Source organism: Burkholderia diffusa (genome assembly GCF_001718315.1).
In the GTDB taxonomy this organism is placed as follows: Bacteria; Pseudomonadota; Gammaproteobacteria; order Burkholderiales; family Burkholderiaceae; genus Burkholderia; species Burkholderia diffusa_B.
Window position 1 is genome coordinate 2,220,420 of the sequence record NZ_CP013362.1, and the last position, 12,855, is coordinate 2,233,274.

The following is a 12,855-nucleotide window of genomic DNA, read 5'->3' on the forward strand; positions in this document are numbered from 1 at the left end:
AACTAACGATTGGAAAGCGCACGATGCGCCCCAATAATGTCGGTATCGGGCGCCGCCGCATCGCGCCTCACCCTTTTCACCCCGGTTCATCCGGCAACAGACAGGGAGTCTTAATGTCCGCCAGCGCCAACACCAATCCGCTCCTCGATTTCTCCGGCCTGCCCCGCTTCGGCGAGATTCGTCCGGAACACGTGACGCCCGCGCTCGACACGCTGCTCGAAGCCGCCAACCGCGCGGTCGACACCGCGAGCGCCCCCGCGACGCCGGCGACATGGGCCGCGATCGTCGAGACGGTCGAGCAGGCGACGGAACCGCTCGGGCGCGCATGGGGCGTGGTCGGCCACCTGAACGCGGTCGCCGATACGCCGGAGCTGCGCGCCGCCTACGGCGAAAACCTGCCGCGCGTGACGGAGTTCTGGTCGAGCGTCGGCCAGAACCTCGCGCTGTACGAGAAGTACAAGGCGATCGCAGCGAGCGCCGAATACGCGACGCTGTCCGCCGAGCGCAAGAAGATCCTCGACAACGCGCTGCGCGATTTCCGGCTGTCCGGCGCCGAGCTGCCCGAGGACCAGAAGCCGCGCTTCGCGGAGCTGCAGGAGCAGCAGGCCGCGCTGTCGAAGGCGTTCTCCGACCACGTGCTCGACGCGACCAATGCGTACGCGTATTTCGCGCACGACGAAGCCGAGCTCGCCGGCCTGCCGGGCGACGCGATCGAAGCGGCGCGCGAAGCCGCGCAAAAGGAAGGCAAGGAAGGCTGGAAGTTCACGTTGCACTTCCCGTCCTACTTCCCGGTGCTGCAGTACGCCGAGAACCGCGCGATGCGCGAGACGCTGTACCGCGCTTATGCAACCCGCGCGTCGGAACTCGGCCCGCAGTACGGCGGCGGCAAGGCCGAGTGGGACAACACGGCGATCGTCGCAGACGAACTGAAGCTGCGCCGCGAAGAAGCGCAGATGCTCGGCTACCGCAACTTCGCCGAAGTGTCGCTTGCGCCGAAGATGGCCGAATCGCCGCAGCAGGTGATCGCATTCCTCGAGGATCTCGCGACACGCGCGCGACCGCACGCCGAAAAGGATTGGGACGAGTTGCGCGCGTTCGCCGCGAAGGAACTCGGTCTGGCCGAGCTCGCGCCGTGGGACGTCGCGTTCGCGGCCGAGCGGCTGCGCCAGCAGCGCTACGCGTTCTCGGAAAACGAGGTCAAGCAGTACTTCCCGGAGCCGGCCGTGCTGAAGGGCCTGTTCACCGTCACCGAAACGCTGTTCGGCGTTCGGATCAAGCCGGACGACGCACCGGTGTGGCACAAGGACGTGCGCTTCTTCCGCGTGGAAAACCGCGACGGCTCGCTCGTCGCGCAGTTCTATCTCGACCTGTATGCACGCGAAGGCAAGCGCGGCGGTGCATGGATGGACGATGCGCGTGCGCGCGCGAAGCGCGGCAACGCCGTGCAGACGCCGGTCGCGTACCTGACCTGCAACTTCTCGGCGCCGGTCGGCGGCAAGCCCGCATGCTTCACGCACGACGAAGTCATCACGCTGTTCCATGAATTCGGCCACGGGCTGCATCACATGCTGACGCGCGTCGACGAACTCGGTGTGTCGGGCATCAACGGCGTCGAATGGGATGCGGTCGAGCTGCCGTCGCAGTTCATGGAAAACTTCTGCTGGGAATGGGACGTGCTGTCGTCGATGTCGTCGCACGTCGACACGGGCGCCGCGCTGCCGCGCGAGCTGTTCGACAAGATGATCGCCGCGAAGAACTTCCAGAGCGGCTTGGGCACGCTGCGCCAGATCGTGTTCTCGATGTTCGACATGCTGCTGCACGTCGACTTCGACCCGGCCGGCGCGACCGGCGTAAACGCGTTCGCGCGCGAGATCAACGAGCGCTACCACGTGATCCCGCAGGCGGCGTTCTCGCGCTGGCCCAACACGTTCAGCCACATCTTCGCCGGCGGCTATGCGGCCGGCTATTACAGCTACAAGTGGGCCGAGGTGCTGTCCGCCGACGCGTACGCGGCATTCGAGGAAGCGGCCGCCGCAAGCGGCAGCGTGCTCGACGCGGCGACCGGCACGCGCTATCGCCGCGAGATCCTCGAAGTCGGCGGAAGCCGGCCGGCAATGGATTCGTTCAAGGCATTCCGCGGCCGCGAGCCGGAAATCGACGCGCTGCTGCGCCATAACGGGATGGCTTCCCCCGCGCACTGACTATTGGCATGCCCTGCCCGGCTCGTCCGGCAGCATCGAAAGGCACCGCTTCGGCGGTGCCTTTTTTTCATCACGCCGGCGTTTCGCCGCCCGCTTCGTCCGTGTTGTCCGTGTTGTCCGTGTTGCGGTCGGCCTCGTCGTCGAACAGCAAAAACTGCCCGTGACGCTCGGCCGTGTCCTCGTCGATGCGCACGCCGACGCCGAGCAGCCGCACGGCCTGCGCGCGCCGCTGCAGCCCCTTCGCGAGCAGCGAGACGGCCGTCTGCGCATTCGTCGCGTCGGCCACGCACTCGACCGTCGTGCGCTGGAAATCGGCGAAGCGGATCTTCACGTATAGCTTGCGGATCATGCGGGCCGCGCCCGCGCGTGCGATCCGCGCGTCGAGCTGCACGACGAGGCGACGGATCTCGTCCGCGCATTGCTCGAGCGTCGTCAGGTCGGTGACGTAGGTCGTCTCGACGCTGACCGACTTGCGCTCCTGGTCGGCCTGCACTGGCCGCTCGTCGATTCCGCGTGCCAGCTGGTACAGCCGCCGGCCGAACGCGCCGAACTCGCGATGCAGGTCGATCAGCGACCAGTCGCGCAACTGCGCGCAGGCCTGGATGCCGAGCCGGTCGAGCCGCGCGGCCGTTACCTGGCCGACGCCGTGCAGCTTGCGCACCGGTAACGCCGCGACGAATGCATCGACCTCATGCGGGCGAACGACGAACAGGCCGTCGGGCTTGTTCCAGTCGGACGCGATCTTCGCGATGAACTTGTTCGGCGCGACGCCCGCCGAAACCGTCACGCCGACCGTGTCGTATACGCGCTGGCGAATCTCGCGTGCAATCAGCGTCGCGCTGCCCTGGCACAGTTCGGAACCGGTGACGTCGAGGTATGCCTCGTCGAGCGACAGCGGCTCGACGTCACGCGTGTAGTCGCGATAGATCGCCATGATCTGCCGCGACGCCGCGCGGTACTTGTCCATCGCGGACGGCAGGATCAGCAGGTCCGGGCACTTGCGCATCGCCAGCGCCGACGACATCGCCGAATGCACACCGTATCGGCGCGCCTCGTAGTTGCAGGTCGCGATCACGCCACGCTGGTCGGGCCGGCCGCCGACCGCCAGCGGCCGGTTGCGCAGCGACGGGTCGTCGCGCATCTCGACCGATGCGTAAAAGCAATCGCAGTCGCAATGGATGATCTTGCGCACGCGCGACGGCGCGTCGCCGGGTGGCGGCACGCGCGGATCGGCAGGCGGGATGATGGTCGGATTCACGGTGCCGATACTGTACAAAAACACAGTGCCCGTTTCAACTGTCGCGTGCTGCCGCGCCGCTCGCTTCCCTGCCCCGGCCAGCCGCCGGCGACAGCGTTGTACCGGCCCGCTTCGCACGAAGCGTATCGCCGTGCGCGCGGACCGACCCCTATACTCGTCCGTCACGAGATACGACACATACGGTGACGCATGAAAACGATCGGACTGATCGGCGGGATGAGCTGGGAATCGTCGGCGGAGTACTACCGGATGATCAATCGCCATTCGAAAGCGCTGCACGGCGGCCATCACAATGCGAAGAGCGTGCTGGTCACGGTGGATTTCGCGGAGATCGAAGCGCTGCAGCGCGCGCAGGACTGGGCCGCGCTCGGTGAACGGATGGCCGATGCCGCGCGCCGGCTCGAAGCGGCCGGCGCCGATCTCGTCGTTCTGACGACCAACACGATGCACCGCGTGCACGGCGCGATCGAGGCTGCGGTGGCGCTGCCGTTCCTGCACATCGCCGATCCGACCGGCGCCGCGCTGCGTGCCGCCGGCGTCGAGCGCGTCGCGCTGCTCGGCACGCGTTACACGATGGAATTGCCGTTCTACGCGGAGCGTCTGCGCGACAAATTCGGCCTCGACGTGGTGGTGCCGGACGAATCCGCGCGCGGCGACGTGCACCGGATCATCTACGACGAGCTGTGTCATGGCGTGATCGATGCCGGGTCGCGCGCGACCTACGTGGCGATCATCGAAGAACTGGCGAAACGCGGCGCGCAGGCGGTGATACTCGGCTGCACGGAAATCACGCTGCTGATCGGCGCGGACGATTCGCCGCTGCCGGTGTTCGATACGACCGCACTGCATGCGAAGGCGGCGGTCGAGTGGGCGGCGGGCTGAAAACAAAAAACCCGGCACGGGGCCGGGTTCCTGTCGACGAAGCGCGCATCGGTCACTTGCGCTGCACATCGTCTGGTGTGCTTGGTTGCGGGGGTAGGATTTGAACCTACGACCTTCGGGTTATGAGCCCGACGAGCTGCCAGACTGCTCCACCCCGCGTCAGAGAAATAAATTATAGGGTGATGAAGCACTCACGTCAACACTTTTGTCACAATTTCTTTGCAGGCCATCGATAGGCCGATGCGTCGCGCCGTGTGTCGCGCGCGTTCGCGCCCCTTGCTCGCGGTAAGATGGCGGCCTTCGCATTCACCCCGCACGCATTCCCGTTCATGAAAATCGCCACCTGGAACGTCAACTCGCTCAACGTCCGCAAGCAGCATGTGCTCGACTGGCTCGCGCAAAGCGGGACCGACGTGCTGTGCCTGCAGGAACTGAAGCTGCCCGACGAGAAGTATCCGCGCGCCGATCTCGAGGCCGCCGGCTACCGCAGCTGGTTCACGGGCCAGAAGACCTACAACGGCGTCGCGATCCTCGTGCGCGACACGCTCGCCGTCGACGAATCGGACGTCGTGCGCAACATCCCCGGCTTCGACGACCCGCAGCAGCGCGTGATCGCCGTGACGGTCGAAGGCGTGCGGATCGTGTCCGCCTATTTTCCGAACGGCCAGGCGCCCGACTCCGACAAGTTCGTCTACAAGATGCAATGGCTCGACGCGCTGCATGCGTGGCTGAGCACCGAGATGCAGCGCTACCCGAAGCTTGCGCTGCTCGGCGACTACAACATCGCGCCGGAAGACCGCGACGTGCACGACCCGGCGAAATGGGAAGGCCAGAATCTCGTGTCGCCGCAGGAGCGTGCGCACTTCGCGAAGCTGATCGAACTCGGCTTCGTCGATGCATTCCGCCGCTTCGAACAGCCGGAGAAGACCTTCACGTGGTGGGACTACCGGATGTTCGCGTTCCGCCGCAACGCGGGGCTGCGCATCGACCACGTGCTGCTGTCGCCAGCGCTCGCCGCCACCTGCACGTCGTGCGAAGTCGACCGCGTGCCGCGCACGTGGGACCAGCCGTCCGACCACACGCCCGTCGTCGCGATCGTCGGCTGAGCCCCTGCCCGCTCGCGCCTGCGCTCAACCTCGCGCGGGCGCGGGCCCGAGATGAGCCCACAGGAAGCCGAATTCCGCCGCATCGGATTCGGCGCGCTCCAGATCGTCGGCGCTGCCGTGGCCGCCGTCGGTGTTCTCCCAATACCACACCCGTTCGTGTCCGAGCGCATGCATGCGCGCGGCCATCTTGCGCGCATGCGCGGGATGCACGCGGTCGTCGCGCGTCGATGTCGTCAGCAGCAGCGGCGGATACACGACACCTTCGCGTACGCGGTGATACGGCGAGTACGCGGCCAGTGCCGCGCCCTCGCGCGAATCCTCGGGATCACCGTACTCATCGAGCCACGCGGCGCCCGCATGCAGCTTCGGATAGCGACGCATGTCGAGCAGCGGCACGCGGCACAGCACCGCGCCGAACAGCTCCGGACGCTGCACCATGCATGCACCGACCAGCAGCCCGCCGTTGCTGCCGCCCTCGATGCCGAGTTGCGCGGCCGTCGTCACGCCGGTGCGGATCAGGTCCTCGGCCACCGCGATGAAGTCGTCGAAGGAGCGCTGCCGGTGTTCGCGCTGCGCGTCGACGTGCCACCCCGGCCCGAATTCGCCGCCGCCGCGGATGTGCGCGAACGCCGCGACACCGCCGCGTTCGAGCCATGCGATGCCGAGTGCATCGCTGTAGCCCGGCAGGTTCGGAATCGCGAAACCGCCATAGCCTGACAACAGACATGGCCGCGCGACGCGGGTGCCGCCTTCCGCACGATCCGGCGCATCGAGCGCATCACGCGGCCCGATCAGCGTGTACGGCACCACCGTGCCATCGCGCGAACGGGCGTTCGCGCGGCGCACGACGAGCCCGGCCGCATCGAACCGCACCGGCGGCCGATCGAGCAGCACGCGGCGCGACGGCGCATCGGCCGCGCGATCGGCCAGGTCGGCGAGCCAGCATTCGGGCGGATCGAGATAGGTATCGACGTCCACGTACACGTCGTCGTTCAGCGTCGACTCGACCGGCTCGACGTCGATCTGCGCATCGCCCGGCCAGTCGAACGGCCGTGCGTCCCACGTCCACGCGCCGTCCTCGCGCTGGCGCGGCTGCCACAGCATCGTGCGGTTGTGCACGTCGTCGAGCCAGCTCGCGATCAGCATCGTGCGCGTGTGCGTCCACGTGCAGGCGGACGTCGACGGCCGCGGCGCGAACAGCGTCGTGAGCTCGCGCGAGCCTGCCAGGAACGCCTGCTCGCGGATCGCGAGCAGCGAGCCGCCTGCGTGGCGCACGCCGCCGCAGTCCCAGTCGAGCCGCGGCTCCAGCACGAGCCAGCCTTCCCAGAAGCCGACCTCGACATGCGTCGGCACGTCGTAGCGCGCCCACTCGCCCGCGTCGGTCAGCCGGTACGCGTGTGCGTCGAAGAAATCCACGCTGCGCCACGCGACGTGGCGGCCATCGATCGGATCGAACCACGCGCCCGCGCTGATGTCGTCGGGTTCGCCGCGAAATACGACCGGCGCATCGGCGAGCGGCGTACCACGCACCCAGCGGCGCGCGTCGTACGGATAGCCGGCCGCGGTCGCATGCGCTTCGCCGCGATCCCAGCTCACGTAGACGGTATCGCGATCGATCCAGCCGACCGTGTGATGCCCCGGCTCGTCGATCGTGAAACCGCCATCGACGAAACGACGCTGCACGAGATCGAACTCGCGCACGACGACGGCGTCGGCACCGCCCGGCGACAGCGACAGCAGCGCGCGGTCGCCGTCCGGGTACAGGATCGCATCCTGCTCGAACACCCACGATTCGCCCTCTTGCGCGCCGAGCGCGTCGACGTCGAGCAGCGTTTCCCATTCGGGCCGGCCGGCACGCCAGTCGTCCCAGCGCGCGCGGCGCCACAGCCCCTTCGGGTGGAGATCGTCCTGCCACAGGTCGTACGCCCAGTCGCGCCAGCGGGTGGGAATCACCGGGCGTTCGCGCGGCAGATACGCGTGCGCAAGCCGCGCGGTGAGCGCGCGATACGCATCATCGTCGCGCAGCGCGGCGCGCGTGCGCGCGTTCTGCTCGTCGACCCACGCACGGGCGCGCTTGCTGTCGAGCGCTTCGAGAAAACGGAAGGGATCGGCCCCGGCGGGCCAGCGGAAGGAATCGGACATGACGGAAGCGCACGTGACGGCAAACCGCGATTATGTCCGATCGCGGCATGCGCGACGCACGCGCATGCCGCGACGGTTGCTTACGGCTCCAGATGCAGTTCCTGGATCTTGCGCGTGATCGTGTTGCGGCCGATGCCGAGCCGCTCCGCCGCCTCGACCTTGCGGCCGCGCGTGAAGTCGAGCGCCTCGCGGATCACGGCCGCCTCGAAACGGCGCGCGAGCTCGTCCATCACGTCGGCCGAATTCTCGCGCAGCAGCCGCGCGACTTCGGTGCGCAGCCCGCTTTCCCACATCGGATAGCCGGCCGGCGCACCGTTCGGCGCGGCCGTGACGGGCGCCGTCGTCAACGGCACGACACCGCCCCCCAGCTGCGCGCGCGCCGCGTCGCCGGCGCCGCCACTCCCGCTTCCGCTCACGCCGCCGTGCGCATCCGCGCCATCGGCCGTCGCGGCCACCGGCGTGCCCGCCGGCACGAGGTCGGGCGGCAGGTCCTTGATCTCGACCGTCTGCGCGGGCGCCATCACGGTCAGCCAGTTCGCGAGGTTCTCGAGCTGCCGCACGTTGCCGGGAAACGGCAGCGACGTCAGATACGCGAGCGCCTCGTCCGATACGCGCTTCGGCTCGACGCCGAGATCGCGCGCGCTCTTCTGCAGGAAGTGACGCGTGAGCAGCGCGATGTCCTCGCTGCGTTCGCGCAGCGGCGGCAGCCGCAGCCGGATCACGTTGAGCCGGTGGTAAAGGTCCTCGCGGAACAGCCCCTGCCGCACGCGCGCCTCCAGATTCTGGTGCGTCGCGGCGATCACGCGCACGTTCGCGCGCAGCGGGTTGTGGCCGCCGACCCGATAGAACTGGCCGTCCGACAGCACGCGCAACAGGCGCGTCTGCAGATCGAACGGCATGTCGCCGATTTCGTCGAGGAACAGCGTGCCGTTCTCCGCTTGCTCGAAGCGGCCCTGGCGCGTCGTCTGCGCACCGGTGAACGCGCCGCGCTCATGGCCGAACAGTTCGGATTCCAGCAGGTCCTTCGGAATCGCAGCGGTGTTCAACGCGATGAACGGACCGTTCGCCCGCGGGCTGTGACGGTGCAGCGCCCGTGCGACGAGTTCCTTGCCGGTGCCCGATTCGCCGGTGATCAGCACGGTCGCGGCCGAATGAGACAAGCGGCCGATCGCGCGAAACATGTCCTGCATCGCGGGCGCCTGGCCGAGCATCTCGGGCGCCTCGGCGACGCGCTCGTCCTGCGGCGCGCCTCCGCGCAGGCTTTCCTCGACCGCGCGGCGAATCAACTCGACGGCCTTGTCGACGTCGAACGGCTTCGCGAGATATTCGAACGCGCCGCCCTGGAACGCCGCGACGGCGCTGTCGAGATCGGAGAACGCCGTCATGATGATGACGGGCAGGCCCGGCAAGCGCTCGTGCATCGCCTGCAACAGCTCGAGGCCGGAGCCGCCCGGCATCCGGATGTCGGATACGAGCACCTGCGGCGTCTCATGGTCGAGCGCGGCCAGCGCGTCGCGCACGTTCGCGAAGCTCTTCGTCGCGAAGCTGTCCCGGGCGAGTGCCTTTTCGAGCACCCAGCGGATCGATTGGTCGTCGTCTACTATCCAGATCGGCTTCATAGGTCGGTCAGGTATGGGTGAATCCGGTGAATCGCCATGCTGCCGCTCAATGATCGAGCGGCAGCAGGATCTGAAATTCGGTGCGGCCGGGCCGGCTCTCGACCTCGATCATCCCGTCGTGCTGCTGCACGAACGTCTGCGCGAGCGTGAGTCCGAGGCCGCTGCCGTCGTCGCGCCCGGACACGAGCGGGTAGAAGATCCGGTCGCGGATCTCCTCCGGAATGCCGGGCCCGTTGTCGACCACGTGCAAGTCCAGTGCCAGCTTGTACAGGCGCTTCGCGATCGTTACCTTGCGCGCGATGCGCGTGCGCAGCTCGATCTTCGCGTCGCCCTGCGCGATCCGTTCGCGCAGCGCCTGCGCGGCGTTGCGCACGATGTTCAGCAGCGCCTGGATCAGTTGCTCCTTGTCGCCGCGCAGGTCCGGCACGCTCACGTCGTAGTCGCGCTCGATCGTGAGCCCGCGCGGAAATTCCGCGAGCATCACGGCGCGCACGCGTTCGCACACTTCATGAATGTTCACGTCGCCGACGATGTGCGGATGCCGGTGCGGCTCCAGCAACCGGTCAACGAGCGTCTGCAGGCGGTCGGACTCCTTGATGATCACCTGCGTGTATTCGCGCAACTCGCCGCGCTCGCGCTCGCTCAGCTCGAATTCGAGCAGCTGGGCTGCGCCGCGAATGCCGCCGAGCGGGTTCTTGATCTCGTGCGCGAGGTTGCGGATCAGTTGCTTGTTGACCGCGGTCAGGTCGTGGATGCGCTCTTCGCGATCGGTGCGCGACTGCCGTTCGTTCTCGAACAGCTCGACGAGCACGAAATCGGGGGCCGTCTCGAGGAAGCCGACGATCGCGTGCACGTGCAGCGGCTCGCGGCCGGGCCGGTCGAGCACGGTATCGAGATGCGTCGCGTGAAAGCGCTCCTCGCCGATCGCGGTCAGCGTCGACGCGAGCTCGTTCGCGTTCGGGAAAATCTCGCCCCACGGCCGCTGCGCGAGCTGCCGGCGCGAGATGTCGAGCATCGCCTCCGCGGACGGATTCGCGAACGCGACCCGCAGCGTCTTGCGGTCGAGCACGATCACGACCGTCGGCAACGCCTCCAGCCCGGCAAGCAGGCCCGAGCGCGCGAGCCGCTCGTCGTCCGTCAGTCGCTCGGGCTGCCCCGTCTTCGCCTTGATCAGATTCTTCAGAGCCATCGTGCGTATCGTCGCGCCTCACCGGGTCGGAAAATGGAAATGCTCGGAACAAAAAAGGGACGGCTGGACGCCGTCCCCTTTCAGACTCCGCGGTTCCCGCCGCAAGCCGCGCGACGGGAACGAACCGGCATGACGGCGCTGAATCGAAGCGCCATCGCCGATTACAGCGAGTAGTACATCTCGAACTCGATCGGATGCGTCGTCATGCGGAACTTCGCCAGCTCCTGCTCCTTCAGCGCGAGGTACGCATCGATCATGCCGTCGGTGAACACGCCACCGCGCGTCAGGAACTCGCGATCCTTGTCGAGCGCTTCCAGTGCCTGGTCGAGGCCTGCGCAGACGGTCGGGATCTTTGCATCCTCTTCCGGCGGCAGGTCGTACAGGTTCTTGTCCGCGGCTTCGCCCGGGTGGATCTTGTTCTGCACGCCGTCGAGACCGGCCATCATCAGTGCGGTGAAGCACAGGTACGGGTTGGCCATCGGGTCCGGGAACCGCGTTTCGATGCGGCGGCCCTTCGGGTTCGACACGTGCGGAATGCGGATCGACGCCGAACGGTTGCGCGCCGAGTACGCGAGCTTGACCGGTGCCTCGAAGTGCGGAACCAGACGCTTGTACGAGTTCGTCGTCGGGTTCGTGATCGCGTTCAGCGCACGGGCGTGCTTGATGATGCCGCCGATGTAGAACAGCGCGAATTCCGACAGGCCGGCGTAGCCGTTGCCCGCGAACAGGTTCTGGCCGTCCTTCCAGATCGACTGGTGAACGTGCATGCCCGAACCGTTGTCGCCCACGACCGGCTTCGGCATGAACGTCGCTGTCTTGCCGTACGAGTGCGCGACGTTATGGATGATGTACTTCGACCATTGCGTCCAGTCGGCGCGCTGCACCAGCGTCGAGAACTTCGTGCCGATTTCGTTCTGGCCCTGGCCTGCCACTTCGTGGTGGTGCACTTCGACCGGGATGCCGAGCTGTTCGAGCAGCAGGCACATTTCCGAACGCATGTCCTGGAACGTGTCGACCGGTGCGACCGGGAAGTAGCCGCCCTTCGTGCCCGGACGGTGGCCCGTGTTGCCGCCTTCGAATTCCTTGCCTGCCGACCACGGCGCTTCTTCGGAGTTGATCTTCACGAAGCAGCCCGACATGTCCGTGTTCCACTGGACCGAGTCGAAAATGAAGAATTCCGGCTCCGGACCGAAGTAGGCGGTGTCGCCCAGGCCCGTGCTCTTCAGGTACGCTTCGCCGCGCTTCGCCAGCGAACGCGGGTCGCGCTCGTAGCCCTTGCCGTCGGCCGGCTCGACCACGTCGCAGGTCAGCACGAGGGTCGACTCTTCGTAGAACGGGTCGATGAACGCGGCGCTCGGGTCCGGCATGAGCAGCATGTCCGACGCCTCGATGCCCTTCCAGCCGGCGATCGACGAGCCGTCGAATGCATGGCCGCTTTCGAACTTGTCTTCGTCAAACGCCGAAACCGGCACCGACACGTGCTGTTCCTTGCCGCGCGTATCCGTGAAGCGGAAATCGACGAACTTGACGTCCTCGTCCTTCACGAGCTGCATGACGTCGGCGACGGTTTTACTCATAACCTCTTCTCCTGATTGAACAATTCCGGCGGACTGGGAACCGCCTCGTTTATCGAGCTGCCCGGAGTCTGGCTTTGGCGCAGCGCGCTCCGGGTCGACCGAATTCTATATAGCAGCAACCGTGCCAGCCAGGCGCAGAAGCGACATGAATCGCGCCAGCCCGCGCCACGGCAGGGCCCGGCTGCGCAATTCCGGGGCCGGGCGCCGCATCGTCGGCCGGTCGGTCGCACCTGCATGGTGCAAACGACCAAGCACGCCGACGTTGCGGAATCATTCTGGTGCATGCATGCCATTCTGCACTTTTTTGGTGAACGCGTGGGCGGTGCATGCGCCGCTCGGCACGTGGACATCCGCGCGGCGGCGCCGCGCTAGAATGATCGTTTGACCGATACGGAGACCTCCTGCCATGAGTACGCTCGACCAGCTTTACGCGAAGGCCGAAGAACGCCGCGCCCAGGGCGCGCTCCACTATGCCGGCGCACTGCTGCCGGTCGAGGCATTCGAACTGCTGCAGCTCGACCCGTCGGCACGCCTCGTCGACGTGCGCACGCGCGCCGAGCTCGACTGGGTCGGCCGCCCGCTCGTCGGCGACGGCCAGTACCTGCACCTCGAATGGACGCGCTATCCGGGCGGCGTGCCGAACGCCGAATTCATCGATCAACTGAAAGCGGCTCTCCCGGCCGATACGCCCATCCTGTTCCTGTGCCGCAGCGCCGCGCGCTCGAAGCTCGCCGCGGTCGCGTCGGCGCAGGCCGGCTTCACGAAGGCGTTCGATCTGCTCGAAGGCTTCGAGGGCGGCAAGGATGCCGAAGGCCACCGCAAGACGGTCGACGGCTGGTGCTTCCGGAAACTGCCGTGGATCGGCGCCTGACGGCGCATTC

At 67.2% G+C, this 12,855-nt stretch carries 9 protein-coding genes and 1 tRNA gene; 4 read left to right on the top strand and 6 right to left on the bottom strand.

Annotation, left to right across the window (positions count from 1 at the left end):
• Positions 1 to 113: 113 nt before the first annotated feature.
• Positions 114 to 2,201 (top strand): M3 family metallopeptidase, encoded by a 2,088-nt coding sequence (locus WI26_RS10240; protein ID WP_059915578.1) that lies wholly within the window; start codon positions 114 to 116, stop codon positions 2,199 to 2,201.
• Positions 2,202 to 2,271: 70 nt separating this feature from the next.
• Here the strand turns inward: WI26_RS10240 and dinB are convergent, their stop codons facing one another.
• Positions 2,272 to 3,483 (bottom strand): DNA polymerase IV, encoded by a 1,212-nt coding sequence (gene dinB / locus WI26_RS10245; RefSeq protein WP_069225876.1) that lies wholly within the window; start codon positions 3,481 to 3,483, stop codon positions 2,272 to 2,274.
• 165 nt (positions 3,484 to 3,648) lie between these two features.
• Here dinB and WI26_RS10250 point away from each other — a divergent pair, with 165 nt between their 5' ends.
• Positions 3,649 to 4,341, top strand: a complete 693-nt coding sequence (locus WI26_RS10250) for an aspartate/glutamate racemase family protein (protein WP_069225877.1) — start codon at positions 3,649 to 3,651, stop codon at positions 4,339 to 4,341.
• A gap of 82 nt (positions 4,342 to 4,423) precedes the next feature.
• On the opposite strand, the gene WI26_RS10255 is transcribed toward WI26_RS10250, so the two are convergent.
• Positions 4,424 to 4,500: transfer RNA gene (locus tag WI26_RS10255), tRNA-Met, on the bottom strand.
• Positions 4,501 to 4,670: 170 nt separating this feature from the next.
• Between WI26_RS10255 and xth the strand changes: the two genes are divergently transcribed.
• Positions 4,671 to 5,447 (top strand): exodeoxyribonuclease III, encoded by a 777-nt coding sequence (xth, locus tag WI26_RS10260; RefSeq protein ID WP_196480708.1) that lies wholly within the window; start codon positions 4,671 to 4,673, stop codon positions 5,445 to 5,447.
• Between the two features lie 24 nt (positions 5,448 to 5,471).
• Here the strand turns inward: xth and WI26_RS10265 are convergent, their stop codons facing one another.
• The 4 genes from WI26_RS10265 to glnA all read right to left on the bottom strand — a co-directional run bounded on the left by WI26_RS10265 (position 5,472) and on the right by glnA (position 11,974).
• Positions 5,472 to 7,589, bottom strand: a complete 2,118-nt coding sequence (locus WI26_RS10265) for a prolyl oligopeptidase family serine peptidase (RefSeq protein ID WP_069225878.1) — start codon at positions 7,587 to 7,589, stop codon at positions 5,472 to 5,474.
• Between the two features lie 80 nt (positions 7,590 to 7,669).
• A complete protein-coding gene (ntrC, locus tag WI26_RS10270; protein ID WP_069225879.1) occupies positions 7,670 to 9,208 on the bottom strand; it encodes a nitrogen regulation protein NR(I) in 1,539 nt (512 codons plus the stop codon).
• Between the two features lie 46 nt (positions 9,209 to 9,254).
• On the bottom strand, positions 9,255 to 10,397 hold the full coding sequence (glnL, locus tag WI26_RS10275) for a nitrogen regulation protein NR(II) (protein WP_059464208.1): 1,143 nt from the start codon (positions 10,395 to 10,397) through the stop codon (positions 9,255 to 9,257).
• Positions 10,398 to 10,558: 161 nt separating this feature from the next.
• Complete coding sequence (gene glnA / locus WI26_RS10280; RefSeq protein WP_040144590.1) at positions 10,559 to 11,974, bottom strand: type I glutamate--ammonia ligase; 1,416 nt, start codon at positions 11,972 to 11,974, stop codon at positions 10,559 to 10,561.
• 406 nt (positions 11,975 to 12,380) lie between these two features.
• On the opposite strand from glnA, the gene WI26_RS10285 reads away from it, so the two are divergent.
• Positions 12,381 to 12,845: a rhodanese-like domain-containing protein gene (locus WI26_RS10285; RefSeq protein ID WP_059537864.1), complete on the top strand. Its 465-nt coding sequence runs from the start codon at positions 12,381 to 12,383 to the stop codon at positions 12,843 to 12,845.
• The last annotated feature ends 10 nt before the right edge of the window (positions 12,846 to 12,855 follow it).